Source organism: Rhizobium acaciae (genome assembly GCF_025941625.1).
Lineage (GTDB): Bacteria > Pseudomonadota > Alphaproteobacteria > Rhizobiales > Rhizobiaceae > Rhizobium > Rhizobium acaciae.
Genome location: NZ_JAPCZO010000004.1, coordinates 152,265 through 177,904, shown reverse-complemented (window position 1 = coordinate 177,904; position 25,640 = coordinate 152,265). Strand labels below are relative to the sequence as shown.

Below are 25,640 nucleotides of genomic sequence, written 5' to 3'. Positions count from 1 at the left end.
GGAATTGCCCTTAGATCTTAGCACTTGACGCCTTTGTTGGAGATCGAAATTGCTATCGCCAGATAAACTTACACCGCGTATCGACCCCTCCCGCGATGCCGGAAATGATGCTGATTTCATCGATTTCGACAAGCTCATCGCAATCGCCCGCCGACAGTGGCGGATGGTTGCGGCGTGCGGTTTCGCCTTCGCCATTCTCGGCATTGTGTATGTGTTGACTTCGGTGCCTGTCTACACCGCCGACACCAGCGTGCTGATCGACCGCAGCGATAGTCAGGTGATCAATCAGCTGGCGGCCTTCGGCCAGATGGACGATGACGAAGGCACTGTGCTCAGTCAGGTCGAGCTGTTGAAGTCCGACACTATCGCCTATGCTGTTGTCGACAAACTGAAACTCGTCGACAATCCGGTGTTCACGGCACCGAAAAGCTCGCTTTTTTCTGTCTCAACGCTGAAATCCTTCATGAATTTTCGGTCGTGGTTTGCCGACGACGTAGCCGTCGCACCCGATCCGGAAAGGAAGCGGCGCAGCGCTGCGGAGACTGTTGCAGGCAATATCGACGTCGAACGCGTCGGTCGCTCCTACGTCCTCGATGTCAGTTATACCGCGCAGTCGCCCGACCTGGCGCGTGATATCGCGGCTGGGATCGCCGACGTCTATTTGGTCGACAAGCTCAATTCCAAATACGAGGCGACGCGCCGGGCCGGCCAATGGCTGCAGGAGCGCATCGAAGAGCTCCGGCAGCAGGCGCTGGACACCGACCTTGCGGTTCAGAAATTCCGCGGCGAGCATGGGCTTGTCGAGGCCGGATCCGGTACGCTGATCAGCGAGCAGCAGCTTTCCGAGATCAATACCCAATTGATCAATGCGCAGGCCGAGACAGCGAAGGCCGAGGCAAGATATGCGCGCGTCAAGTCGATTATCGACGCCAAGCAGACAGATGCGATCGTCACGGATGTGCTCGACAGCTCCATTTCGAACGACCTGCGCAAGAAATATCTGGAGGCTTCCAAGCTCGAGACCGAAATCGAGGCGCGGCTCGGTCCCGATCACGTCCAGGCGGTTCGGCTTCGTGCGGAAATGGAAGAATATAAAAGGCTCATGTTCGATGAGTTGAACCGCATCGCCGAGAGCTATCAAAGCGAGCTGCAGGTCGCGAAATCGCGGGAAAACTCTTTGCGCGACAGTGTTACACAGGCGACGGGCGTGGCCGCAACGGCTGGCGAAACGCAGGTGCAACTTCGCGAGCTCGAGCGCACGCGCGATACCTACAAGAATCTGTATCAGAGCTTCTTGACGCGCTACCAGGAAGCAATTCAGCAGCAGAGCTTTCCGATTACCGCTGCGCGCATCATCACGACGGCGGAGACGCCGACGAAGCCGAGTGCTCCGAGGAGAGCTCTCGTCGTTGCTTTCGCGATGTTCGTGGGATGTGCATTTGGAAGTGGTATAGCTGCCTTCCGCGAATTCCGGGATCGGTTCTTCCGCACCGGCGATGATGTCCGGGACGTGCTCGATGTCGAGTCTCTCGGTGTCATGCCGCTGATTGAAAACAACGCAGACGATCCGACGCTTGTTGATCCCAGCAATCCGCGAAGCATCGCCAGGGGCGGGAAGACCACGACCTATGTCGAGGAGCATCCGCTCTCGGCATTTGCCGAGACGCTTCGAAGCGCCAAGATTGCCATCGACCTCAGTGCTGCCGATCAGCGCTGCAAGGTTATTGGCGTCGTGTCGAGCTTACCCGGCGAGGGGAAGTCGACGACATCCATCAATTTTGCGAAACTCCTGGCAATGCAGGGTGCGCGTTGCCTGCTTATCGACGGCGATATGCGCAATCCCGGTGCCACCCGGGCGATCGGCCGCCATGCCGAGGCCGGCTTGCTCGAGGCGATCGTCGACAGCCGTCCGCTCAAGGATCTGATCCTTCTCGATCCAAAAACAAAGCTCGCATTTTTGCCGACGGTGGCACGATATCGTGTTCCGCATTCGTCGGAGCTGCTTGCGTCACGCGGCATGGATCAGCTTCTTGAAACGGCGCGTCAAAGCTTCGATTATATTATCGTCGACTTGCCGCCCTTGGCGCCAGTTGTGGATGCGCGCGCTATCAATTCGAAGCTCGATGCGGTGGTTTTCGTTATCGAGTGGGGAAAAACATCGCGTAAGGTCGTGCAGTCGACCCTGCTGTCCGAGCCGGAACTCTATGCGAAATGCGTCGGTACCATATTGACCAAGGTCGACCCGTCGCAGATGAAACTCTACCGGACATTCGGTTCGAGCGAATATTATTATAAGCGTTATTCGCGATATTATACCGAAAGCTGATGTTCCGCAGTCAGTCCGTTTCGATTACCAGGATCGCCTTCGTTATCGTCACCGTCGTCTTGGTGGTGCTGGCCGGTCGAGAGCTCTACGCTTCGATAAGAACGGCCAGCATCTCGATCGTCGCCGAAAGGATCGAGCGTGGCGAGACCGTTGCGGATGATGTCGTGACCAAATATGCGTCGCTCGGTGTCGACGTCGTTGACGGACATTATTGTCGATCCGACATCGTGGCTGCTGGCGTAACCCTCGTTCTGGCGCAACTCGATCGGCAGAATGTCAATGTCAATTACGACGGCTGGGCCGCTGCGGCCTCGAGTGCGCGCCAGTATCTGCGGCATGCGCTTTCGTGCATGCCGACGAACAGCAATTTTTGGCTTCGTCTTGCGGCGGTGCAGTCGACAATTGCAGAAGAGCCGGTCTCGATCGCGGGAATGATGAAGCGTTCGGTTGCGCTTGCGCCTTACGACCAGGTGATGATCCTGACGCGATTTTATTTCTGGAACGATTTCACCGATGCAACACTCGCCGCGGCAGAGCGCGCGCTCGACAGCGATCTCATGACCATGCTGAAACGGGGCGATCGCTGCAGGGTCAATGCCACGATAAGAGAGATCAGCCCACAGCTTCGCCCGATCTTCGATCGAAGCTGGACAAACGTCGGAGAGGCCGCGACGGCGCGGTTCCGACAGCGCTGCAGCAAGTAGTCACCGAAACTGGTTTTTAAAGACAGTTCCGAGCTCGTGGCCGACATGCTGAGCGGCTACGGCTCTTTCTCTTGGCCGAATTCAGCTTGCATAAAACAACGCCCGCAGTCTGCACGGCGGGCGTTGCTTGTTGATTGGCTATTGATGATCAGACTTCTGCGTCCGCGCCAGTGATGTTGAGTGTCAGAACGCCGGCGTCGGTGTGGCCTTCGCCGTCGGAGATCTTGTAGAACTGGATGGTTTCCGTGACCTGATCCCCGGGAGCGATATCTGTTGTCAGATCATAGGTGAATGATCCATCCGCTTTTACATGGAACGTACCATACGTACCGGCGACGTCGGTTGTTGCGCTCGGGTCGCCGTTTACGGTCGTGGTGCCGAATAGGCGGAGGAAGAGGTGGCCATTGTCGCCAGCAATGTCGTTGTCCAACGCGTTGCCGCTGATGGCGTCGCCTTCGGTGAAGCTGTAGTGGTCGTCGACAGCGATCGGCTTTACCTGGGTTACGCCCTGAATGTTCAGGGTGAACAGGCCGACATCGGTATGACCGCTGCCGTCGGAGATCTTGTACGCGACTTTCTCCTGGAGCAACTCACCATTGGTGAAGTTGACCTTGGCAGCATCGCTTAGCACATAGGTGTAGCTGCCATCGGGCTTGACGAAGAAGGTGCCGTAGTCGCCCTGGATCTCTGTGATCTGGCTATTGCCGCTCTTGGCGCCTACGCTCGCGCCGTCGAAGGCGCGCAGGAACAAGTGTCCGTTATCGGATGAATCGTTGGAAAGCAGATTTCCTGAAATGGCGTCTGTTTCCAGGAATGTTGCACTATCGTCGGTTGCGTGAACAGCCATCAGTTCTCTCCTTGAATTATTCTTTGCTAAGTCAATTCTGACCTTTAGCGAGCTGGTCGATTAAGGATATCTTAATACAGAGAGTCAAGGGTGCAGTTAACAGCAAGTGAACATTTTAGGGTGTATAGTACAATAATGACACACCTGTAACACGCATAAGGCGATGAAACGCATGGTAATTATTGCGTTAATAATAAGTGAAAGTACCAAATGATAGATGCGGACCTCAGTTTCTTCAGAGGAGAAGAATGTTTATTCAGGGGCAATTTATAAGAATACGCCGAGGTGCTTATGCGCAGATGAGATGTTGATATAATCACTACGGGTTACAGCCTGAAAACTCAGTCTTGCTTCGGCTCCCGCACCGGCGTCTGCTTTTCGACGAAGTAACTGATGCCATGATTTTGTAACGTTTGCTTATCAAGCAATGTTTCTCTCGAGGCGCAATTGGCGTAAACTAATATGCGATGCGTGGAGAGTAATCTTATTTACACTAGAGATATTGGGTAACATTGTTATAACTGTGCAACGCAATTTGTGTTGCAATGCAAAATATCCGAGAAATGAAGATGTTTTGTGGGGAGCGTAAGAATTATCGCGAGATAGAACGCATTTTAGTGTTCCATTTTAGCAGGCAGAGAGAGGTCCGCGGTTAAAAGATTTTCCAGTATCTTTGGGAGATCAAGGCGTGACCGTCTACTATGTAAATTCGGCAACAGGATCCAATCAGAACAGTGGAGTGAGCGAGCAGTCTGCTTTCGCGACGCTTTCCGCTGTCGAATCCTTGAGGCTAAAGCCGGGAGACAGCGTGCTGCTTGCCGCCGGAAGCGTGTTTAACGAGCAATTCGACCTGAAATACTCCGGCACCGTCAGCTCTCCGATTACAATTGGCAGTTACGGCGTTGGCGATGCGCCGGTTATTCACAGTAGCAATGACGGCATCCACGGCTCGAAGGCTTCAAACATCATCGTGGAGAACATCAAGATTGCTGATACCGGGGGTGCGGCGATATATGCGGGAAATGTCTCCAACTGGACCGTCCGCAACGTCGAGGTCGAAAATACCGGACTTGCCGGCAAGCCCGGTTCCGTCAATTTCCAGAGCAGCCAGAACATTACCATCGAGAACAGCAAGATTTCCGGGGTAAATGGAGACGGCATCTGGATGGATAAAGTGATTGGCGTTACCATCGTTAATAATCTGGTCATCAACAGCCAGGGCGCTGCGGCAGACGCCGTTCAGTTGAACGACAGCAGCAATATCCTGATCAAGGGTAACCACCTAGAGCAGACGGAGACCAATAGCGCAAAGGGCGTCCTGGTGCTTGTTCGGGCTGTGGATGCAGCGGTCGAGGACAACACCGTGATCGGCGGCGGTTTCGGGATAGGTGCCAACGCGGGCACGAATATCGCCATCCACGACAACGACATCTCGGGATACGGCGGCTATAGTTGGTCCTACGGTATCGGCCTTGGCGATCAGGGCAATGCGACAAATTACGATATCAGTGGAAACTATATTCATGACGGCGTCTGGGGCGTGTCGATCAGCGCTGCAGGTTACCCAAGTTATGCACGCACCGATATCGATATTTATGGTAATGTCTTCGACGACCTGTCGTCCTCGGCGCTGAAGGTCGACAGGCCTGCATCAGGATCTTTCCATGAAAATATCATCGACAGCGCGGTGTCGACGTTGACGATGCCCGTCGCAATTGCCCTCCAGAGCACCTTCTTGATCAACGACAATAAGACCCTGGAGCAAGCGCAGGTCGAACTCGACGCCACGAGTGGCGACACCCCGTCCAACAGTGAGACGCCTACTACGCCGGTTGTGGAGCCGCCTGTCGAACCGTCAACACCGACGCAGACAAGCACTCCGACGCCCGCGGACGAAGTGCAGGTTCCGACCGCACCCACCGTCGCCGTTCCCAGGATTGTTGCAGCCCATGACAGCCTGAAAATCTCCACGGATACAGGCAGCGCCTATCATGGCAACCTCCTCGAAAACGATAGCGCAATCAATGGAACCGTGCTGCTTCGTCGCTTCGGTGACAGCGCCGTGGATAAACATGGCCTGACGCTGACCGGGAAATACGGCGTCATCCATGTGGAGAGCGATGGTGATTACACCTATACGGTCGATGCGGTGAAAATCGCCGGTCTCAGCGGAAAGGTCAGCGAATCGTTCCAATATAAGATTTCTGACGGCGCTTCTCACATCGATACCGACGCGCTCGGCGTGTATATCAATGTGGACGCGTTCCATAGCAGCCAAGCGTCGCACCTGCTGGTTTGAACCACGCCAAGCTAGAGAGCAACGGCCCGCTGCTCAACACTTGAAAGCTTGACGATGAAGGGGTGTCGGCGGTCGAAGGCGCGGACAAAAAATAGTTCCGCCGTTCATAGGAAAAATGAACTATAGATTGAATTTATAGTTAACACCCCAGTAAACGTCGCTAATATGCGCGCGATACGTTCATCTCTCTGCGCCGTTGTTGGACAACTTGCGATTTTCACTTGCTTAGGTTGGTATATTTAGCGTAGCGTCAAGTCAGAATCCTTGAAGTCGCTCGTTATAAATTGGAATTTTTGGTCACTTTTTGGTTGGATTCATGTAATAGGTCGTGGGCTTGCAAGCGGGTCCGGCGCCGGTGTCGGGGTCCAAGGCAGTCGTGTCATTGATCGGGCGTGATGGACCCGGAGCTGGAGTGTTCACCAGCATATTTGCTTTCGTGCGATGCGGTAAGAGAGGGATTACTTCGTGTTTCAGAGTTCAGCAGCCGATGTCAGCGAGCCATCCAAAGCATTAAAGAAATGCAAGGGGGGGCTTATTTTCATTGGAATAGCAAGCGCGCTTATCAATATCCTATACCTTACAAGTTCATTTTTTATGCTTGAGGTGTATGATCGGGTCATCCCCAGCAAAAGCATACCTTCTCTGGCTGTCCTGGCAATACTTGCGTTGATGCTTTACACGTTTCAAGGTGCGTTCGAGGTTCTGCGAAGCAGGATGCTGGTGCGTGTTGCCGGAGCGCTTGACGAGATGGTGAACGGGCGCGTGTTCCGCGCGCTGATCAAGGCTCCGTTGAAGGTCAAAATCGGCGGCGACGGGCTTCAGCCGTTGCGCGACTTCGACCAGATCAGAACCTTCCTGTCCGGCCAGGGCCCGACAGCGATGTTCGATCTGCCATGGTTGCCGTTCTATATCGTGATCTGCTTCCTCTTTCATCCGGCGATCGGATATATCGCGATTGGTGGATCGCTGGTTCTCGCCATCCTGACATTCATGACCAATCAGGGAACGCGTACGCTCTCAAAAAAGCAATCTGACTCCGCCAATATGCGAAATGCCTTCGCGCAGACCTCGATCCGCAACTCCGAGGTCATCCACGCCATGGGCATGGCAGGCACGATGGCCGAAATCTGGGACCGCAAGAACAGTGAATACCGGACGATCACCAGGCAGGCATCGGATATCGGCAATGGATATGCGACCTTGTCGAAGATTTTCCGTATTGCTTTGCAGTCGGGAACGCTCGCGACCGGCGCGATCCTGGTCATTCAGGGGCAGGCCTCTTCGGGCATTATCATCGCCGGCTCGATATTGACCTCTCGCGCCCTGGCGCCTGTCGAAGCGGCGATCGGGAATTGGCGTGGTTTCGTTTCTGCTCAGCAGAGCTGGGCGCGGCTTTCGAGCCTGCTAAAGACCATTCCCGAGATTCCGTCCCCTCTTGCGCTCGCGGCTCCTACCAAGCAAGTCACTGTCGAAGGACTGGCGAGCGGGCCACCGGCGGGTCAGCGCCTGGTCATTTCGGACGTCAGCTTTGGCTTACGGGCAGGGAGCGCGCTTGGGGTCATTGGGTACAGCGCCTCGGGTAAGTCGTCGTTGGCGCGGGCGATGATGGGTATCTGGCCGACCGTCAGAGGATCCATTCGCCTCGACGGCGCAGCACTCGACCAGTGGGACGGAGACGCACTTGGCCGGCATATCGGTTATCTCCCACAGGATGTGGAGCTTTTCTCGGGGACTGTTGCCCAGAATATCTGCCGTTTCGCGAAGGAGATGTCGCCTGAGGCGGTGGTTGCTGCGGCGAGGGCGGCGCGTGTTCACGATCTCATTCTTCGTCTGCCGAACGGTTACGAAACCGAAATCGGCGAAGGCGGTGCTGCGCTTTCGGCTGGCCAGAGACAGCGTATCGCGCTTGCTAGAGCGCTTTACGGCGACCCATTCCTCGTCGTGCTCGATGAACCAAACTCCAATCTCGATGAAGAAGGCGAGCGGGCGCTGAGTGCCGCGATCATGAGCGTGCGGGCGCGGGGCGGCATTGTCGTCGTCATCGCACATCGATCCGGCGTTCTGGCGGTCTGCGACTTCGTGCTGATGATGCAGGACGGCCGCATGATCGCGTTCGGTCCCAAAGAGGAAGTTCTGGCAAGGGTCAGCCGGCCGGAAGCGGCGCGCACGCCGATCGCCGAGCGCGTGGCTCAGCTTAAAGTCGTGGTCGACGGCATGAATGCGGCCGAATAGGCCAGAGGGAAGATTGTGAGTAAAGATATCAGTGAATCGAAACGCTCTCTCAATCGGCATGTTGCCGTTGTCGGTGTGCTGTCGATAGCCCTCGTTTGCGGCATTGGCGGTTGGGCGGCGACGACAGAGCTTTCGAGCGCCGTCATCGGTGAGGGCGTGATCGTCGTCGACGGCGATGTCAAGAAGGTCCAGCACCTGACAGGTGGTATCGTGTCGGAATTGCTGGTTTCCGAAAACGACCATGTGACGGCTGGGCAGGTGCTGATACGGCTCGATGGGACGACGACGAGAGCGAATCTCTCGATTGTCGAAAGCACGCTTGCTCAGCTTTATGCGCGCCGGGCGCGTCTGAAGGCGGAACGAATCGGCGCCGATTCGTTCGAGGTCGAGGAAAACATCAGGGATCTGACATCCAGCACCTCCGCCGAGAAGCTTCTCGATGGCGAGCAGAAATTGTTCGATAGTCGCAGGACGGCGCTTATCGGAATGAAGAGCCAGTTGGCATCGCGCAAGGATCAACTGGGCGAGCAGGTAAAGGGATTGGTCGTTCAGATCAATGCCACCAACGATGCCTTGGGCTTGATCGAACAGGAGCTCGAGGGCATTGATACGCTCTACAAGAAGGGGCTCGTCACGCTTCAGCGTTTGAATACGCTCAAGCGCGCCCGCGCCGATCTCCAGGGCAACAGCGGCCAGGAAATCGCAGCTAAGGCGGAGGCCGAGGGTAAGGCAATCGAGATCGATCGCCAGTCGATCCAGCTGGATGAGGATCGTCGTTCGGAGATTGCAAAAGACCTGACCGACGTCGAGGCGCAGATCGCCGAATATGAAGAACGCCGCGGAACCGCAGTCGATCAGCTGCACCGTCTCGACATTACCGCACCGTTGACTGGGCGAGTTCACGAACTTTCGGTTCACACCGTCAATGGTGTTATCGATCCCGGTCAGACGTTGATGCTCGTCGTTCCCGAAAATAACGAGCTTACGGTCGAGGCGAAAGTCGCCACCCGCGATATCGATCAGGTTCACGTCGGCCAGTCAGTCGATGTGCGTTTCAGCGCTTTCGATCAACGCACGACGCCTGATGTGGCCGGTGAGATTACCTCGATCGCGCCCGATATCGTCAAGGATGAGCGCACGGGCATCAGCTACTATCCCCTGCGCGTCAAGCCGAAAGCTGAAAGCATTGCCAAATTGAAGACGATAAAACTCTATCCCGGCATGCCGGCGGAGGTCTTTATCAAGATCGGCGACCGGACCGTGATATCCTATCTGACGAAGCCCCTGACCGATCAGATGCAGCACGTATTTCGCCAGGAGTGATTGGTGGCTGTTTTACGTCGTTAAGATCCTCGACGTCCCAAAGCAGCCGTTGTCATCTACCAGGATGGAGATTGGATGGTTTCGCATTGCTCGAACAGGCATGCGCGGCCATTTCACGAAATTGTCTCAAGCCTGCTGCAAGGTCTCCTCATGATATGTTTGCAGTTTTGGCGAGCTGTGCAGACTGAGAGGCGACCGGCCTATGGACTGGTTCTGTTTCTGGCGTGTCTGTTGATGCTTTCGGCGGTCAGGGATGGCTATGCCGATAGTCCTGTGTCGCTGAAAATAGTGGCCTTCGGAACATCCTTGACGGCGCGGGGGGGATGGCAGCCTGCCCTTGAGACAGAGCTTGCAGCCTGCCTGCAGAAGCCGGTGAAGGTCGTGAGCGTTGCAAAAAGCGGTGAAACGTCACTGTGGGCTCTGACCCAGATTGATCGCGTCGTTGCCGAGCAGCCGGATATCATCCTGATTGAGCTCTACGCCAATGACGCGACGTTGCATCGGTTCGTGTCGCTTGCGCAAAGCCGAAAGAATATCGGCGACATTCTCGACCAGCTCCAGCAGCGGCTGCCGCAAGCGCGGATCATCGTCATGGCGATGAATCCGTTTTCAGGATTGCGTGGGCTGATCCGTCCCTTTGTCGACAGTTATGTCTCCGCACATGAGGCGGAGGCGCAAAAACGTGGTCTGGAGTTTGTCGACCACCGGCCCAACTGGGAGCGTCTGACGCCGGATGACCTGGCCACGGCAATTCCTGATGGCGTGCATCCTCTGCCCGACATGGCCTCCAAAATCATTGCGCCTGAACTCGCCAAACGTATCGCCGGCAACAATTGCGGAGAATGAAAATTCGCTCGTAAGCGTCAGAGGCTATGACGGCTCTCGGGGTCAGACTGCCGTAATATAGTTTTTCAGGTAGGTGACCAGTGAAGCCCGACCGGCTTCCGACGAATCTTCGTGAGATGGGCTATCCAGATCTTCGAGCAGATAGTTCCGGAGATCGTCATCGGTGTGTGCGACATAGATGCCCGGCCGGCCTACGAGCTGGCTCACCGTGGCGAGTTGATGATCGTTTCGGTGCTCGCCGAGAGCCGCCTGTCGGGGAACGAGAATGATCGGCTTCCCAAAACGCTTGGCCGTAAGCACAGTGCCAATTCCCGCATGAGAGACGATGACACTTGCGTCGCGAAAGACTTTGTCAAAATCTTTGGGCTCGATATTCTTGATCCATTTCATATTCTGTGGCGTGTAGGTGCCCTTGCCGATCTGCGCCAGAACCGGTTTCGGCAGTTCGTTTGCGAAGGTGTCGACAGCCTTGACGAGGCGATCAAACGGCAGCTGCGTTCCGACGGTGACAAGGATCAAAGGACAGCTCCTGCGTAATGGGGGCCATCCGGCCTCGACAGATGTTGCCATTGCGTGAGCCAGAGCGTCGCAATATGGCCGGCCAATTTACCCGATAGGGACAGCTTCTCGACATTGGCGACGCTATCGATCCAGATCGTCCGCTTGCCCGTCAATTTGCCGGCCAGCAGGCAAAAAAGGCCGGGTGCGGCACCGGTCGAGATGATGACGTCGGGCCTGTGCTTGATGACGATGGAGAAGGCGGTGAAAAAGCACCGGATCGACATGGGAATCGAGTCGCGGCTGCAATCGGGAAGCACTAGTCCGCCGCGAATATCGTATTTTGCAAGCAGTCCCGGGATGGTCGTTGCAAAGACGATATCGCAGCCCTCGAACGCGCCGCGCATGGCCATCAGCTGTTCCCAGTGGCCGCCTCCCGACGAGGCAGCGAGAACCTTCAATTTTTTCTCAGTCATAAACAGGCATCTCCTATATTTGACCGATGGATAAGGGCGAAAACCGTTCTGTTCGAACAGCGATTGTGTCACGATAGTTCAGTAGAAGTGTACCATTTTTGGCCCGGTTGATTGAAGCCTTGAAGTTCATAGACAGCCAATCTTTGTGATGTTTCAGCTCGAACATAAGAACGCTCAGACCTCTTCCAAGGGCGGCTGCGCAAACAATATCAGAGAGCGGCATTGGGCTTGTATTCCTGGTATGCATGTCCGAGAATCCCATTAACCATGCCCGCGCCGCGTAAAACGTGGGTGAGGGCTCGCATGCCCCAATAGGGTGAAATCAAGATCGCCGGCAGCATGACCAGCCCAAGCACAACTCTCGTGGCGCCATAGGCGGCGCGATAGATCCGGCGCTTGAGATTGCCATGCAGGACCTCGCTGACTGCGAAGGTATTGCCGAGCCGGTATTGTCTTTGCAATACCCATTTCCAGGTCATCCGGCTGGCCGGAACGATATCATGGACAAGCGCCTTGTCGGCCCAGAAGACCTGCATGCCCCGGCGGATGGCTTGGTTGAAGAAAAGGTAATCCGTGCCACCGGTGAAGCGCATCTTCTCTTCAAAACGCAGATTCCATGAACGGACCAGGGGATAGTCGAACATGACGTTATTCGAGGCCGCATAAGAAATGCGTTGACCGTCCTTGTTCTTCTTGCGCTCGAACACCCTTGCCTTGATGAAATATTCCGGCGGGTTTTCGGGATAGACCGGTTGGACGGGGCCATAGACGCAATCGGCGCGGTTTTTCTCCCGTGTCTCCAGCATCGCATCCAGCCAGCCGTCAACCGGCCATTCGTCATCGTCGAGAAAGCAGAAGAGGTCAGTGCCTGGAGGTGCCGAATCCAGTGCGCGATTGCGTGCAAAGGGTATGCCCTGGTTTTGTTCGATGACGTAGATCAGGTCGTAGGCACCTGTTTGGCCAAAGCTCTCTACCGTGGTCCTCGCGCTGCCGGCCGCATCATTATCCACGATCACCATGGTGAGGTGATAGGGGCGAGCCGGGTGCCTGGTCTGGCGCGTCATGACGTCAAGCAGCTTGGCGATCCCGTCGAGGCGCCGATAGGTCAGCACACCGACGGCGATCTTCAGCGGTGCGGCGCCTGCTTCTGTGCTGACGGATGAATGCGGAAAAGTCTCTTGCTGATTCATGACTGTCCTCTCCGCAGCATATTTCCCAAACGCTTGCGCGCCGCCATCAAGGCCACTTCGGTCGCGGCAGCGTCGCCGAACGGACCGCCGGCCACCGTGTTGCGAGCTTCGCCCCGGAGCTTCAGAAGCGATGTCGTTTCGGCAATTCCACCGGCCACCAGGCTCTTGCCGAGTGCCTGCAACCCGTCATAGCGGCGTGCCAGTTCCAGCCCAGTCGCGATCATGATCCGTGGGCGCAGCGTCTTTGCCCTGCTTGTGCCCGTGTAGCGGTTCGACTCATGAATGCGCTGAAACGTCAGCGGTGTTTCGACTATGGCGCCGCGACCCAGATAGGCGGCTGCAAACTTGATGTAATTGTCGCTGAGGACGACGTCTTTCGCGACAGACATTGGCAGGATCTGAGACAGCAGATCGCGGCGGAAGCTCAAGCCGGAGGTCGGCACAGGAAGCGAGGGAAAGCCGCCTCTGCGCAGCGTATCCCGCTTGTCGAACAGCGTCACCTGCAGCTCCGCAGGAGGCTGGTCGTCTTCATTGGTCGTCACCCGGTCGAAGCACCAGTCGATCTCGTTGCGATCGTAGATCTCGGCGATACGAGCGAGTTTGCCCGGCAGAAACGCATCATCGGCATCGAGGAGAAAGAGGATATCGCCGCCTGCGGCCGCAAAACCCGCATTGAAGCTCGAGGCCTGGCCACCGTTTTCCTTCAATACGGTCAGGATCCGCTCGCCATAGGAAGCAAGAATCTCTTGGGAATCATCGGTGGAACCATCGTCGACCACGATCACTTCGAAGTCGGGATAGACCTGCGACAGAACACTGTCGATGCATGGGCGCAAATACTGGCCGTAATTGAAATTGTTGATAAGCACCGATAATTTCAATGCACGACCTCCTGCGCTAGTCGACCAGAATGATTTACTGCCGGTGCGTATCGGCGAAGTCCGGCGCGGTAGCCACGCATGTAATAGTACTTCCAGATAGCCCAGAACCGCTTCTTCGATCGCGGCAACGGATAAAGGAGGGCTGCCCGAACCGCCCAGTTGGCGCTCTCGATCCAGGTTCTTAAGGGGATTCCCCCGATCCTTATACCTTTTGGAATGTCCTCGGCGAAGAGCGCTGGCATTCCATAGCCAAGACGTTCCCCGCGCTTCTGTATCCAAGCCTCTGTCACGCTAGAGGCTGGAATCCAATGATGAACAATGGCCTCGGCGCACCGATAGGTTTTCACGCCGCTTCGGGATAGGCGGCTGACAATTTCCGTATCCTCTCCCATTGCGAAAAGACCTCCTGGAAGCGGTCCGATATCTTCGCGGAATCGAACATTGCTGCCAAGCAATTCACGACGCACGGTCGTGTTCGGACCCCAAATTTTTGTCGGGTCGCATGGGCCACTGGATTCCTGGTCGGATATGGCGAAGGTTGATCCCATGGGAATCCAGTCCAACAGCGGATCCCCATGGGGATAATGCTCCCAATTCGGAAGAATTCGGCCGCCGATAACGCCGAAATCCGGGTTCGCCTCCGCGCATGCAGCGATCGAACTCAACCAGTGCGCATCTGCCTCGACGTCGTCGTCCGTAAAAACGATCAGCGTTCCTTGAGCTATCGCCAGAGCTGCGTTCATAGCTCCTGATTTGCCTGGGCGGGTATGATTAACAACAACAATTGGAAGCTTCTTTGCATATTGATCGAGAAGCTCCTGTGTTTCGTCTTTACTGTTGTTGTTGACGGCAATCAGTTCCCATTGTTCGACTGGAAGGTTTTGCCCCAACATCGAATCCAGCATCTGTTGAAGCCGTCTGCTGGCGCCGTTGAAGGACGAAAAGATGACACTAACTCTCGGATCCGTCATCAAATCCACTCGCCTCCTGACGTGCGAAAATCCTGCCCGCTGCCTCCGCAGCTGGAGCACTTCCTGTCGATGCCGCGGTTTAGTACTTTTGTCATTTGGCGCCAACCTGAGAGTAGATCGTTTTATTCATCGTAGATCGCTGCTTGAGAAATTGGCGCAGGATCCCCTGTCTCACCGACTGCGCCCAGAGCAATTTGAAGCGAACGCCGCTTTGCGGAAATCTCCTGACGACGACGCTGGCCGGCACCATCAGAAGCCATCTCAAGGCGCTAGCGATGGGCAGACCGCCAATTTTCGTTTTTCTGTCGAAGAGGTCCGGCCGAACGATAACCAAGCCCATGCCATAACGCTCGCCGCGCCGCAAAACCCAGCCTTCGTTCACATAGCCCTTCCTGACAATGTGCCGAACCCCGGGATGCCGCGAGTGAAAAGCCTTGGCTCCATTCTTCTCCAACCTGAGAGCGAAAGCAGTATCCTCACCCATGGGGAACTGAGCGACAGTGGCATCGGGGCCGAGGCCGTCGTGAACGATATAGCTGGATCCTAAAATGGAACGACGGAAGGCCGAATTCGGCCCCGATATCAATGCCGCTGAAATCGGCCCCTCGGGTAGACCGCTATTTAGCGCATAAAGAATCCCCAGATGCCCATACTTGACTAACCACGGTGCAGGCCTTTCCTCCCATTCGGGCGTGATTAAGCCGCCGAATATGGCAAACTGTGGCTGCTCATCTGCCAAGGTGAGAAACTGCTCGATCCAATCCGGCGCGGGAATCACGTCGTCATCGGTTAAAATGACGAGTTCGCCCTCCAGATGGCGGAAGCCCAAAGTCAATGCGTACTGCTTACCTTGTTTTGGCTCAAAATAAACTTCCAGCGGAAGCCGCTCCTTATAGGAATTCAAGACTGCTGCAGTGTCGTCGCTGCTGTTGTTGTCGACCGCAACGATTTTCCATTCTTCCTTCGGTAGGGTTGAAGCGCACAGTGCGTCAAGCATCGTTGGCAGAGTCTTCTCGCCGTTATAAGTTGAGAACAGTATTGTAGCCTTGACTTTGCTCATGTGATGCTCCGGACCTCATTTCGGTCGGGCCGCTTCCCTGTGCGATTCGGGTCACGCCTTTACCGATGTCTTGGGCCTGCGATAGAACGCTGTCGATGCGTGGGCGCAAATACTGCCATAAATTTTTGATGAGCACCGAGAGTTTCAAATTACTGCCTCCTGTGCAATCGATTACTGTGTCATCGTCTGAGAAACGTATCGGCGAATTCCGGCGCGATAGCCACGCATGTAATAATATTTCCAGATCGCCCAGAAACGTTTCTTCGATCGCGGCAGGAGATAAAGCATTGCTGCCCGGAAGGCCCATTGTGCGCTTTCGATCCAGGTCGGAAGCGGAACTCCGCTTAACCGCACCCCTCCAGGCACCTCGTCGGGAAAGAGCGCCGGCATGCCGTAGCCAAGCCGCTCGCCTCTTTTCTGTACCCAATCCTCCGTCACGCTCGATGCCGGAATCCAATGATGGACCACGGCCTCGGCGCATCGATAGGACTTGGCGCCATTGGCCGCCAGGCGAATGATGATTTCCGCATCTTCACCCATGGCAAAAATCTTTCCGGGAAGAGGGCCGATATCTTCGCGGTAGCGCACGCTTGTTCCGAGCAACTCTCGCCGGACGATCGTATTCGGGCCCCAGACTTTCGTCGGATCACACGGTCCGCTTTGGGTGTCATCGACTATCGCAAAGGTGGATCCCATCGGAATCCATTCGATAAACCTGTCTTTTGGTTCTTTCTCCCATTCAGGGACGATTCTGCCGCCGAAGACGCCATAACTCGGATGGGCTGCGGCGCAGTCGACGATCGCTTTCAGCCAGTTCGGTTCGGCACGAACATCGTCGTCCGTAAAGACGACGAGATCCCCCTTCACCCGATCCAAGGCCAAATTCAGCGCGCCGGACTTTCCCGGCTTGCGCTGCTGCAGGATGGTGATGGGAAGCTTGTCGCTATAGGTTTCCAAAAGATCAAACGTATCGTCATTGCTGTTGTTGTCGACAGCAATCAATTCCCATCGATCATGGGGAAGCTCCTGGCGCACCAAGGAATCCAAAGTATGGCGCAGCCGGCGGCTGGCACCATTGTAGGATGAAAAGAGCACGCTGACCAATAGATCCGACATCAGTTATCAACCCTCTTGGTGAAGTCGAAAGAGAAAAGCTTCATATTTTGACTGCCTGTGCGATGTTCGAATGGGATCGGCGCTTACGCGGGGTTCGACCGTGTCTTACCGAAAAACTCGCGCCTGTGACCCTCGCCGACCATCCTCAGCTTACGAAGATTGCGCAACCACCGCCGCGGTTTGGTGAGTACGCCGCGGTTCAGGAAATACTGTCGCAGCAGGCTCGGTGCCTGACTATGCGATCCCCCGTGGGCGACCCGATAGACCGCCCCGCGAAAGGGAAGCTTCGTGAGCGGCGCTCCCCGTTGCGCAAGAATATCCGCTATGCGGACATGGCTGCCCAGCATCGACTTGATCCAGTCGAGCGAAGCATCCTCAAAGCGTTGCGGCAGTTCGTAGAGATCGGCACGAATGATCAATGAGGTGCCGCAGAGATGGCTGAAGTCGTCGTGGCCAAACAGGAAGTTGCCGCCATCGTCCCAGATATAACCATGGTCGATCGTCCATCCGTTGGCGTCCCGATTTTCGGACACGTGTTGAACGATTCGCGAACTGACGAAATCGTCGTCATCGACAATCATGAAGAAGCGACTGTCGGTGGCGTTCAGCATGCCGCTCAGAACGCGCCGGCCTTTGTCTGCCCGGAAGGCATCAAGGAAGTCTTCCTTGCTGCCCTTTCCAAGCTCATGCAGGTCGTTCGGCGGAAAGGTGACACGCACGGCGGAGAATTTTTCCGGCAGGTCAGGCAGATCGGCGCCTTCGTTTGCCACGATGATGCCGCGCCAGTCCCCATTGGTCTGGTTGGAAATGGAAGCCACGGTCTGGGTCAGATTTGCCTTCAGCCTGCTCCAGTCGCGGGCATTATCCTGATGTCGGACCGGAATAATAAAGGTGACAAGTGTCATCGAATTACCTCCTGATCCTGCAAGCTCGCAGCTTCTTTGTCATCCACGCGCTCCTTGCCCGGCCTGGTGACGCGCCCACTCGATGCCATCCTCGAGGGACGTTGCCTTGTATGAAAGGTCGGTCCCGCCGGAGAAAGCATTCATGAAGCGGCGAATCTTCCCGTAGCTGTTGTCCAGCACGGCATGCGGCCGGCCAAGCAGCAGCGAGCAGATATGGACGTGCAGGCGATCGGTGACGATGGCGCGGGCGCGCGAAATCTGGCTGATGCCGCGTTCGAAGCGGTTGTGCGCTGCGGCGTCCAGCTTGCGCAATGCCACTTCGCTCGGCTTCAGGGCCAGGAAAGCCGAAGCTGCCCCCAACTTCTTGGCGATATCAACCTTGCGCTTCGACTCGGTGATCCAATCTTCCACGGGAATATCGGAAGGGATCTTGCGATCCGTGCCGCCAACCCGTTCTGCATCCTCTCGCAGCATGGCGAGGACGGAAATTTGCGTCGCCCTGTCCGGCAGCGGCCCAATGGCGAACGCCATGTCGGGGCATAACCGGACGGTGCAGTCGAAGTGTTTCTCGGAAAATTCCTTCGATTCTTCATCGCGCACGAGCAGAACGAAATTCTTATGACGCGCGATTGCGCGTGCGGATTGCTCGATGCGCTCAGGTGAACTGTAGTGGATAGATTGCGGAAACTGTACGATCTGCCGATCCGGGAAACGCTCCATGATGGCTTCGCGGAAATCCTGATGGGAAACCCAGATGTCGCCGAAATTGCCGCCGCCATGAATGAAAATCGGACCGGTCGGTACGCGTTTTTTCAGCTCATCCGCGGAGAAGTCCGCCGTTCTGCAAACATAATCCGGGCGTTTGCCGAAGCGATCTTTCAGATAGGCCATTTCACCCAGCCAGATTGCGGAGTCGCCGCAATTGCGGATGTCGGGGAAATCGAGGATTGCAAGCGGTTCATCGCGTGAGACATAGTCTTTCAGGCAATCATGGATCATACCGTTAAGTTTTGCGATCAGCTCCGTTCTGGATTGGCTGGTCATTCTGCCTCTCTTGTTGATGTTCGTTTTAGCTTTTAGGCCGATTTGGGTAAGGCCATACGTTTGGCTTTTGACAGGAACTTGACAAAGATACGCTGAACTTCGGTTTCCGGGCCATTTGGCTTCTTCATCGCGAGCCAAAGGACAAAGCTGGAACCGACATAGAGAATACCGCCGGTGATGACCAGTATGGCCAGATGGAGAGCCAGGCCCAGCTTATCGGTCGGCATGTTCAAGACATGCGACAGTCCCCAGACGCCGGCGGCCATCAATGCGACGCTGGCAAGCGCGCGGAAGTTGGCCCCGAGCTGCTGGAAGAACGGCAGGCCGATCAGTCGCTTGACGAGAAGCATATTGACCGCGGTGGAAATCAAACCCGTCAACACACGCGCATAGACGACGCCTGGAAGTCCGGCAATCATCAGGCCGACGATGATGATGGGAACGCGGACCACCAGCATCTGGGCGTCGCGGATGAACAGCAACTTGGTATGACCCTTTGCCATGCCCAACGGCTGGACGAGTGAACCGAGCGTCTGCAGAGCAAAGACCGATGCGAGCGCCTGGACGATAAAGATGGCGGGAATCCATTTCTCTCCCAAGGCGAGCCGCATCATCGGATCAGCCACGACCGCCATGCCGATTCCAGCCGGAAGCGCCACTGCAGCCAAAAGCGCCTGCGCGCGCTGATAGGCTGCGATCAGGCGGACGGGGTCGTTGCGTACTCTGGAAAAGCCCGGATAAATCGTCTGGTTCAACGGTGCCGTGGCCTCACGGGTCGGCAGCGTCGAAAGGGTGTTGCCGACGGTATAGTGGCCTAGCTGCGTGGCGCCCAACATCTTGCCGATCAGCAGATATTCGATCCGCCAGTTCAGCGTGTTGACGATCTGTCCTGCCGTCAGCCAAAGCGAGAACGAAAACAATTCCCGCGCATGCCGGAAGGTTATGCGCGGCCAGAACGGCAAGACGGTATAGGAAACGATGATATTGGTAATCTGATAGGCGAGGGTGCCGAGAACAAGAGCCCAATAGCTCTGGTAGATCGCAGCGATTGCCACCGTCACGACGAAGCCGACCAGCTTTTGCGATACGTTGAGAACGAATTCCTGCCAGAAGATCAGATCACGCTGGAGCATGACGCGACGTGGATTGGCCAGGCCGCTCAGGAGCAAGCTGAAACTCAAAGCAAGCATGACGCTTGTCAGCCGGGGCTCGTTATAAAATTCGGCAATTGGAAAGGAACTGGCGGCAAACAGCAAAGCCAGGATCGCGCTTCTTGTCACGCTCAGCGTCCAAACCGCGCTGAAATGAACCTCGCTCGGGTCCTCGTGGCGGATGAGCGCCTGATTGAGCGAGAGTTCGGTGACGGAACTCAGTATGACCTGGATCGTCGTTGCAATGGCAACGAGACCGAAATCGGACGGTGCGAGGTACCAGGCGAGAACGAAGGTGCTGAGCGCCGACAGCCCGTTGACGATGGCGCGGGACAGGCTCAGCCACATGCTGCCCTGGATCAGCCGGTCGGTAACACTGCTCATGGTCGAACGGCTCCGCACGTCAAGGACACTGACCGTTGAAGCGGGCCGAGCGCCCATCCAAAGTACGTCTCCCCCTTGCGGGAAGAGAGGGTGTTGATGAAGTTAGAAAGGATCATGCCTTATCGCCTCGTCACGAATCGGGTCTGCAGGGTCACAGGACGCTTGCCGTTTTCTTGGAAAAATCCTGCTTCAGCCGATCCAGTTCCAGCAGCATTCTGTTGTGGGCATTTACCATGGACTCGTCGGAACTCAGTTGTCCCGGCTTCTCTGCTACCCGCTGCAGCGTCTTGACTGTCGACCCGAAGACATAATTGCCGGTGAGCTGCCGGATGCGGCGGTGGCGGAACGTTATGTTCTTCAAAAGAAAGGTGTTATTCCGTACCAGTGATGCGCCTGCTTCGACGACGTTTGACGGGCCGATCGGGTCGAAGTCGATCTCCAGATCAAGCGCACTTGCCCAATCGTACCACTTGGCTCGGTTCCCCGGCGCGATCGGCCGGATCGCCCGCCAGGGAACGCGCAGCGCGTCTGAGATAATGCAGCCATGCATCGCCTCGGAGACCACTTTATGCGATGCGCTGATTTCGGTCAGAACCTTTTCCACCGGCCAGCGCGGATCGATATAGTGAATGCCTGCGAGTTCGCAGACCTTATCCCAACTGCCGTACATGGCGCTTTCGTAGTGCGGCATGAAGGAGACCGGGTAACGCTTTTCGATGCTTTTCGCATCCCAGCAGCTGCGCGTGAGGATGCCCGAATCGCCGATGGCGTAGCTCGGATCGATGCCGAGGACCTCGGCCGTCTTCTTTCCTCGCACGAAATAGAAGGTCCAGTTGCCATCGACTTTCGGCGGGTTGGTGTAGCCGCCATAACCCGAGCCGAAGACGATTTTCTGCATGTTCGGGTCGAAATTGTCGTAGAGAATAGAGCCGATGCCGAGAAAGAGCTGGCTTTCGTCCTCATCGAAGAAGCCGGGCAGCAGACGCTCCCAGAGCCAATGGTTCAGTTCGTCGCCAAAATTCTCGTGTTTCCCCCGGTAGGCAAACATCTTCATCGTGCTTCTCCAGTCGGCAAGTGCGTCACGATCTGCGAGACCGTCTCGTCTTCGCGTGCCATGCGTCCGTAACGCGAAATGATCTTGATGTCGCTGCGGATAATCTTTGCCGGATTGCCCGCCACGAGCGAGCGCGGCGGCACGTTCTTGGTCACCACCGAGCCCGAGCCGATGACACATTCGTCGCCGATCTCGACGCCGGGCAGAATGATGCTGCGGGCGCCGATGAAGCAGCGCTTGCCGATCCTCGTGTGGAGGTAGAGCCCGCGAGTGAGATCGTGGGTGAGAATCGCAGCCTCAAAGGCGACGTAAGTTTCCGCGCCGATATGCAATCCCTTCGGGTTGGTCTTGTCGAAACGAACGCTCAAGGAAAAGCTTGCCGTCGGATCGATGTCCATTCCCCAGAATTTCGTATAGTAGAGCCATTTGGCCGTCACAATGCTGTTCCGCAGCGGCCGAAATACATTCAGTCCCCACTTCGGCTTTTTTCCTGTCTGCACCATCAAGTCCGACCCCGGCTGGAAAATTCGTCTAGTACGGAACTGTAATAGTCCTCGAGCATCCCCGTTTGGCGACGTAAGTCGAAACGCTCGGCCACCAGAAGCGGTGCCCGCGCGCTAAAGGCTGTCCACAGAGCCTGGTCGTTGAGCAGCCTTCCGACTGCCTCGGCCATTCCCGCGACATCCCGCTCCTCCACGAGATAACCAGTTTTCCCCTCTTCGATCGCTTCGCCCACGCCTCCCGAGCGAAATGCGACGACCGGAGTACCGACGGCTTCCGCCTCGAGATTGGCAAGGCCGAAAGCTTCGGCGTGACCATTGTCGAGGGTCACGCTTCCATGGAGATAAAGCTCCGCACTGGCGAGCAGGTCTCTTATCTCAGTCTGCGACAGATTTTCATGGATCGTGACGCTTGGCAAGGAACGACGCGCCAGTGCTTCGATTTCCTCCTTCAAGGGACCCTGGCCAACCATGACGAATTCGACAGGGGTGCCGGCAGCAGCCACACGCGAAAGCGCATCGATCATGAAACGATGGCCCTTATAGTCGACGAAGCGGGCAATTGAAACCACGAGCCCTTTTTTTCGCGGACGGGGCTCCATTTTGAAGAGATCGAGATCGATACCGATGTGATGGCGATAGACACGTTCGGCACGAAAGCCGAGCGCCAGCAGCCGATCGCGGATGAAATCGGAAACGGCGATGTTCCAGCTGTTCCAGCCGGCCATCTCGCTCCGGCCCTTTGCAAAGAAACGCACCTGATTGAAGCCGCCCGGCTTTTTCGGGTCACCGCGATAGGTGGCATCGAAGCCGTGGAACGTCGTGACCAGCGGCTTGCCGGCGGCGCGTGCCAATGGGCCGATGACATACCCGTTCTTGCCAAAATGGGCGTGAACGAGATCGGCTTTGCCGATCGCAGGAAAGAGGAAGGGGAGACCGATCTGCGGGATTTTCAGAAGCAGTTCGCCGGCCCGTGCAACGGGAGACCGACGGATGTCATGAACCGGAACAGTGGATTTTTTCGTATGGGCCGAAGAAATTCGGGAGCCAGCAAGGATTTCAGCTTCGAAAGAACGAAACGCCACCGCCTGGTTGAGAACAAATGCCTGGCTGGCAGGCAAAAATTTTTCCACATAAATAACGGCTTTTTTCATGAATCTGTTTGCGTCTCCGTTGTCTTGCGCATTACATCGCCTCTATTGCCCGCCGGATACCGTCAACCGCACTTCTTGGCGTATTGTTTTCGTCGTAAAGATTAACGCGCTTCGTGCAAGCCGCAGCGGGATCGGTCGCTTTCTCATCGCGCTCGCCGTATTTTTCCGACATGCCCCATACCGTCACGCCTTTCAAGTCACCATGTTCGGCGGCAACGGTAATCACGTCACCGAAAATATCGGCGTAGGATGCCGGCGTGAAGGCTTTGTCGCGGTTCAGGAAGTGGCAGGACGCATCCAGTTCGGTGATGAAAACGCCGACACCCATGTCCTTCAGCGCCGCGCAGAAGCGCCCCATTCCTTCCGGATCGATCCGGTCGAGGCCGGGGCGGAAATGCGCCTGTAGACCCACCGCATTGATCGGCGTTTTTTTGGCGACGAGATCCTCGACGATTTTCAGGATACGCGCGCGCTTCTGTTCGAACACGTCGGATTTTTTCTCCAGATGCGTTTCGTTGAGCACCAGCGTCGCGCCGGGATTGGCCTGGTGCGCCATGTCGAAACTCATACGGATATAATCGTCGCCAAGAAGGCGTCGGAAAACACAATCCCGCAGATCCGGTGCATCATACTCCAACGGTTCGTTTACCACATCCCAAGCATCGATCGAGTTCTTATAGCGAGTGACAACCTGTTTTATGTGACGGTTCATGGTCGCCTGAATGGTCTTTGCGTCGGTGATATCAGACACCCAGCCCGGGACGCGATACCAGATCAGCGTATGGCCATAAACCCTCATGTTGTTTTTGCGTGCAAATGCAACCATGCGGTCGGCGCTGCCGAAGCTGAAAACACCCGGTCTCTTTTCCGTTGCGCTCCACTTCAGTTCGTTTCGCGGCGTTATTGAATTGACGTTGTCGATGTAGATCTCGGAAGCAATGGCATCGTTGATGTTTTGCAGGTCGATTGCCGATCCGAATCGGAACGACTTCCTGTCGGCAAGAACGCGCAGCCCTGCATCGGCAGGCACCTGTGCCAGGGCTTGGCCCGTACGGACATACAACAGAGCGAGCGGAACCGAGGCGAGGAAACGTCTTCTATTCATTCTATCTCTCACTGTTAGCTTTTTCATGTCCGCGGTGGAGTTTGAAAGGCCGGACTCGTCGGCACCGATCCATCACGAGATTCGCGTTCAATTTAGCAGAGTAATACAACCTCAATATACTTTCCCGGCAGGGGATATTGTTGGTGTCTGCTAGACTTTTCAGCATATTCCAAGATATAAGCCGCTCGGGGAGGGCGCTCGTGATGGAAGATTGGTCCAGCTATCTGATGAGCTATTTTCAGATGGCATTTCAAAATGCCGTTTTTTTTATGGCGACCGTTCGAAACGGTCTTTCTCTTCTCGATGACTGGCAGTTCGCAGTCCTTGTTCTCGGCATTATCGGCATCATCTTCCTCCCGTTCGCAGCGCTGGTAAGAATGTCGTGGCGGTTGCGCCGATCGGAGATCGTCATTCGCTCGCTGAACGAAGACCTTGCGCAAGTCACGCAGGACCTCAATGTCGAGCGTGTCTGGCGTCTGGCGGGTGGGGATAGCTCCGAACGGCCGAGTGCGGACAGTTTGAAAGAACTCTACAAGATAATGGCCAGACATCACGACGATGCAAGTCACATGGCGTGATCAGTCCGTGCGTGGCATGAAGCCGAAGACCTAATGCCGATGTTCCTGACTTTCCGCCGGCGCTTCGGTATGGGAAGGCTTGGAGACTGATTCCGGTTGCGCGCTGTCGATCTCGACTGCGGGGTCCGGCAACGGCAGCCATCTTCTGCCGGAAAAATAATTTCTGGTACTTTTCTGCGGTCCTGAAGTCGCATCCAGCGAGAGCGTGAAGTTGTAATTCCCGGGATTGAGTACCTCGCGGGTGAAGCCGATGCTGGCTCCGAAGCCGTCTTCCTTGATGTCCTTCAGATTCTTGATCGCGTTGAGGGTCTCGTGAAAGTCGAGCCATTGCGGTTGCCGCAGCATGATTTCGAAAATTCGCAGAATGCCGGGATCGAGCTGGCCATTTTCATCGGTCTCGGGATTGATGATTTTCACGCGCATATTGTTGATCGTGCCGGCGGCGTCGCCGCGAACGATGACGAAGATGGAACTCGGGAGCTGATCCTTCTCCCGCTTGCCGCTCTGCTCGAAAAAGCATTCAAATGTATCGGCGTTGAAACTCGCCGCCGCCCAATCGCTGGTTTCGATGCCGGCATTGCGCAGCGCCGCACACATTGCGGCGCCGGATATCCGCCATGTCCGCAGGAAGGTCGACGCGGTCTGTACCATCGGCGGTTCGATTATATGCAATGGAAGCGTGAAGGTGGTCGGTGCTGTGGGGCGGGGAAGGGCTTTGGGGGGAGGCGGTCTGACCTCCTGGGGAGAGAGATCGAAGCCAAAATAATGGCTAACCGTCTTTAGGTGTTTCATGTTGTTGGAAAGCAGCACCGTTCCCATGACCAGCGAGAGGGAAATCGTCAGCAGCAACCAGAAGACCACGGGAACCCGCGGTTTCCCCACCGGCTGTTTCGCATATGCGGACGACGAATTATCGGGCAAGCTTGTCTTCTCCGGCGCGCGAGAAGGGTTTCGATCGGGCTGTCTAAATCCAGCAGTATACATTTATCCGTTAAA

Annotated in this window: 23 protein-coding genes; 7 read left to right on the top strand and 16 right to left on the bottom strand. The window is 56.0% G+C overall.

The annotated features are described in order from the left end of the window. Positions 1–49 precede the first annotated feature (49 nt). Positions 50–2,326, top strand: a complete 2,277-nt coding sequence (locus OLZ32_RS08355; protein WP_003542148.1) for a polysaccharide biosynthesis tyrosine autokinase — start codon at positions 50–52, stop codon at positions 2,324–2,326. Next, entirely contained in the window at positions 2,326–3,030 is a 705-nt protein-coding gene (locus OLZ32_RS08350; protein WP_264397517.1) for a hypothetical protein, read from the top strand. Before OLZ32_RS08355 ends, OLZ32_RS08350 begins: the two co-directional genes overlap by 1 nt. 148 nt (positions 3,031–3,178) lie before the next feature. On the opposite strand, the gene OLZ32_RS08345 is transcribed toward OLZ32_RS08350, so the two are convergent. Then, complete coding sequence (locus OLZ32_RS08345) at positions 3,179–3,877, bottom strand: Ig-like domain-containing protein (RefSeq protein WP_264397518.1); 699 nt, start codon at positions 3,875–3,877, stop codon at positions 3,179–3,181. 688 nt (positions 3,878–4,565) lie between these two features. On the opposite strand from OLZ32_RS08345, the gene OLZ32_RS08340 reads away from it, so the two are divergent. The 4 genes from OLZ32_RS08340 (at position 4,566) to OLZ32_RS08325 (ending at position 10,577) form a co-directional block, all read left to right on the top strand. Beyond that, a complete protein-coding gene (locus OLZ32_RS08340; RefSeq protein WP_264397519.1) occupies positions 4,566–6,176 on the top strand; it encodes a right-handed parallel beta-helix repeat-containing protein in 1,611 nt (536 codons plus the stop codon). Between the two features lie 465 nt (positions 6,177–6,641). Further along, on the top strand, positions 6,642–8,408 hold the full coding sequence (locus OLZ32_RS08335; RefSeq protein ID WP_264397520.1) for a type I secretion system permease/ATPase: 1,767 nt from the start codon (positions 6,642–6,644) through the stop codon (positions 8,406–8,408). Positions 8,409–8,423: 15 nt separating this feature from the next. Further along, positions 8,424–9,731: an HlyD family type I secretion periplasmic adaptor subunit gene (locus OLZ32_RS08330; RefSeq protein ID WP_017989170.1), complete on the top strand. Its 1,308-nt coding sequence runs from the start codon at positions 8,424–8,426 to the stop codon at positions 9,729–9,731. 150 nt (positions 9,732–9,881) lie between these two features. Beyond that, the gene (locus tag OLZ32_RS08325) at positions 9,882–10,577 is read left to right on the top strand and encodes an SGNH/GDSL hydrolase family protein (protein ID WP_026159981.1); all 696 of its coding nucleotides are present in this window, start codon (positions 9,882–9,884) and stop codon (positions 10,575–10,577) included. Between the two features lie 42 nt (positions 10,578–10,619). Here OLZ32_RS08325 and OLZ32_RS08320 read toward each other — a convergent pair whose 3' ends face one another. The 14 genes from OLZ32_RS08320 to OLZ32_RS08255 all read right to left on the bottom strand — a co-directional run bounded on the left by OLZ32_RS08320 (position 10,620) and on the right by OLZ32_RS08255 (position 24,066). Then, entirely contained in the window at positions 10,620–11,096 is a 477-nt protein-coding gene (locus OLZ32_RS08320) for a glycosyltransferase (protein WP_003542131.1), read from the bottom strand. Continuing rightward, positions 11,093–11,551, bottom strand: a complete 459-nt coding sequence (locus tag OLZ32_RS08315) for a glycosyltransferase family protein (RefSeq protein WP_003542130.1) — start codon at positions 11,549–11,551, stop codon at positions 11,093–11,095. The genes OLZ32_RS08320 and OLZ32_RS08315 overlap by 4 nt, the downstream gene beginning before the upstream one ends. A gap of 209 nt (positions 11,552–11,760) precedes the next feature. Continuing rightward, on the bottom strand, positions 11,761–12,741 hold the full coding sequence (locus OLZ32_RS08310; RefSeq protein WP_003542129.1) for a glycosyltransferase family A protein: 981 nt from the start codon (positions 12,739–12,741) through the stop codon (positions 11,761–11,763). Next, on the bottom strand, positions 12,738–13,622 hold the full coding sequence (locus OLZ32_RS08305; RefSeq protein WP_003542128.1) for a glycosyltransferase family 2 protein: 885 nt from the start codon (positions 13,620–13,622) through the stop codon (positions 12,738–12,740). The genes OLZ32_RS08310 and OLZ32_RS08305 overlap by 4 nt, the downstream gene beginning before the upstream one ends. Continuing rightward, positions 13,619–14,593: a glycosyltransferase gene (locus tag OLZ32_RS08300; protein WP_003542127.1), complete on the bottom strand. Its 975-nt coding sequence runs from the start codon at positions 14,591–14,593 to the stop codon at positions 13,619–13,621. The genes OLZ32_RS08305 and OLZ32_RS08300 overlap by 4 nt, the downstream gene beginning before the upstream one ends. A gap of 91 nt (positions 14,594–14,684) precedes the next feature. Beyond that, a complete protein-coding gene (locus tag OLZ32_RS08295) occupies positions 14,685–15,653 on the bottom strand; it encodes a glycosyltransferase (protein WP_017989168.1) in 969 nt (322 codons plus the stop codon). 171 nt (positions 15,654–15,824) lie between these two features. Continuing rightward, positions 15,825–16,769 carry a glycosyltransferase gene (locus OLZ32_RS08290; RefSeq protein WP_003542124.1) on the bottom strand — a complete coding sequence of 315 codons (945 nt, stop codon included), beginning with the start codon at positions 16,767–16,769 and terminating at the stop codon, positions 15,825–15,827. An 83-nt stretch (positions 16,770–16,852) separates the two neighbouring features. Then, on the bottom strand, positions 16,853–17,674 hold the full coding sequence (locus OLZ32_RS08285) for a hypothetical protein (RefSeq protein ID WP_003542123.1): 822 nt from the start codon (positions 17,672–17,674) through the stop codon (positions 16,853–16,855). Positions 17,675–17,713: 39 nt separating this feature from the next. Continuing rightward, positions 17,714–18,718 carry a polysaccharide pyruvyl transferase family protein gene (locus OLZ32_RS08280; RefSeq protein WP_003542122.1) on the bottom strand — a complete coding sequence of 335 codons (1,005 nt, stop codon included), beginning with the start codon at positions 18,716–18,718 and terminating at the stop codon, positions 17,714–17,716. Positions 18,719–18,750: 32 nt separating this feature from the next. Continuing rightward, the gene (locus tag OLZ32_RS08275) at positions 18,751–20,253 is read right to left on the bottom strand and encodes a lipopolysaccharide biosynthesis protein (protein WP_003542121.1); all 1,503 of its coding nucleotides are present in this window, start codon (positions 20,251–20,253) and stop codon (positions 18,751–18,753) included. 151 nt (positions 20,254–20,404) lie between these two features. Then, the gene (gene pssM, locus OLZ32_RS08270; protein WP_003542120.1) at positions 20,405–21,307 is read right to left on the bottom strand and encodes an exopolysaccharide glucosyl ketal-pyruvate-transferase; all 903 of its coding nucleotides are present in this window, start codon (positions 21,305–21,307) and stop codon (positions 20,405–20,407) included. Further along, on the bottom strand, positions 21,304–21,810 hold the full coding sequence (locus OLZ32_RS08265; RefSeq protein WP_003542119.1) for an acyltransferase: 507 nt from the start codon (positions 21,808–21,810) through the stop codon (positions 21,304–21,306). The genes pssM and OLZ32_RS08265 overlap by 4 nt, the downstream gene beginning before the upstream one ends. Then, complete coding sequence (locus tag OLZ32_RS08260; protein ID WP_003542111.1) at positions 21,810–22,961, bottom strand: glycosyltransferase; 1,152 nt, start codon at positions 22,959–22,961, stop codon at positions 21,810–21,812. Before OLZ32_RS08260 ends, OLZ32_RS08265 begins: the two co-directional genes overlap by 1 nt. A gap of 31 nt (positions 22,962–22,992) precedes the next feature. After that, complete coding sequence (locus OLZ32_RS08255) at positions 22,993–24,066, bottom strand: endo-1,4-beta-xylanase (RefSeq protein WP_264397559.1); 1,074 nt, start codon at positions 24,064–24,066, stop codon at positions 22,993–22,995. A gap of 137 nt (positions 24,067–24,203) precedes the next feature. Here OLZ32_RS08255 and OLZ32_RS08250 point away from each other — a divergent pair, with 137 nt between their 5' ends. Next, positions 24,204–24,644, top strand: a complete 441-nt coding sequence (locus OLZ32_RS08250) for a hypothetical protein (protein WP_017989165.1) — start codon at positions 24,204–24,206, stop codon at positions 24,642–24,644. Between the two features lie 30 nt (positions 24,645–24,674). Here OLZ32_RS08250 and OLZ32_RS08245 read toward each other — a convergent pair whose 3' ends face one another. Then, positions 24,675–25,565 carry a DUF6030 family protein gene (locus tag OLZ32_RS08245; protein WP_264397521.1) on the bottom strand — a complete coding sequence of 297 codons (891 nt, stop codon included), beginning with the start codon at positions 25,563–25,565 and terminating at the stop codon, positions 24,675–24,677. Between the last annotated feature and the right edge of the window lie 75 nt (positions 25,566–25,640).

What these genes read in the sequence shown, in the direction of transcription:
- OLZ32_RS08265 (WP_003542119.1), bottom strand. Translation starts at nt 21,810, where the DNA reads ATGGTGCAGACAGGAAAAAAGCCGAAGTGGGGACTGAATGTATTTCGG.
- OLZ32_RS08315 (WP_003542130.1), bottom strand. Translation starts at nt 11,551, where the DNA reads ATGACTGAGAAAAAATTGAAGGTTCTCGCTGCCTCGTCGGGAGGCGGC.
- OLZ32_RS08260 (WP_003542111.1), bottom strand. Translation starts at nt 22,961, where the DNA reads ATGAAAAAAGCCGTTATTTATGTGGAAAAATTTTTGCCTGCCAGCCAG.
- OLZ32_RS08300 (WP_003542127.1), bottom strand. Translation starts at nt 14,593, where the DNA reads ATGACGGATCCGAGAGTTAGTGTCATCTTTTCGTCCTTCAACGGCGCC.
- OLZ32_RS08280 (WP_003542122.1), bottom strand. Translation starts at nt 18,718, where the DNA reads ATGACCAGCCAATCCAGAACGGAGCTGATCGCAAAACTTAACGGTATG.
- OLZ32_RS08310 (WP_003542129.1), bottom strand. Translation starts at nt 12,741, where the DNA reads ATGAATCAGCAAGAGACTTTTCCGCATTCATCCGTCAGCACAGAAGCA.
- OLZ32_RS08285 (WP_003542123.1), bottom strand. Translation starts at nt 17,674, where the DNA reads ATGACACTTGTCACCTTTATTATTCCGGTCCGACATCAGGATAATGCC.
- OLZ32_RS08345 (WP_264397518.1), bottom strand. Translation starts at nt 3,877, where the DNA reads ATGGCTGTTCACGCAACCGACGATAGTGCAACATTCCTGGAAACAGAC.
- OLZ32_RS08275 (WP_003542121.1), bottom strand. Translation starts at nt 20,253, where the DNA reads ATGAGCAGTGTTACCGACCGGCTGATCCAGGGCAGCATGTGGCTGAGC.
- OLZ32_RS08255 (WP_264397559.1), bottom strand. Translation starts at nt 24,066, where the DNA reads ATGAATAGAAGACGTTTCCTCGCCTCGGTTCCGCTCGCTCTGTTGTAT.
- OLZ32_RS08290 (WP_003542124.1), bottom strand. Translation starts at nt 16,769, where the DNA reads ATGTCGGATCTATTGGTCAGCGTGCTCTTTTCATCCTACAATGGTGCC.
- OLZ32_RS08350 (WP_264397517.1), top strand. Translation starts at nt 2,326, where the DNA reads ATGTTCCGCAGTCAGTCCGTTTCGATTACCAGGATCGCCTTCGTTATC.
- OLZ32_RS08325 (WP_026159981.1), top strand. Translation starts at nt 9,882, where the DNA reads ATGATATGTTTGCAGTTTTGGCGAGCTGTGCAGACTGAGAGGCGACCG.
- OLZ32_RS08295 (WP_017989168.1), bottom strand. Translation starts at nt 15,653, where the DNA reads ATGAGCAAAGTCAAGGCTACAATACTGTTCTCAACTTATAACGGCGAG.
- pssM (WP_003542120.1), bottom strand. Translation starts at nt 21,307, where the DNA reads ATGAAGATGTTTGCCTACCGGGGGAAACACGAGAATTTTGGCGACGAA.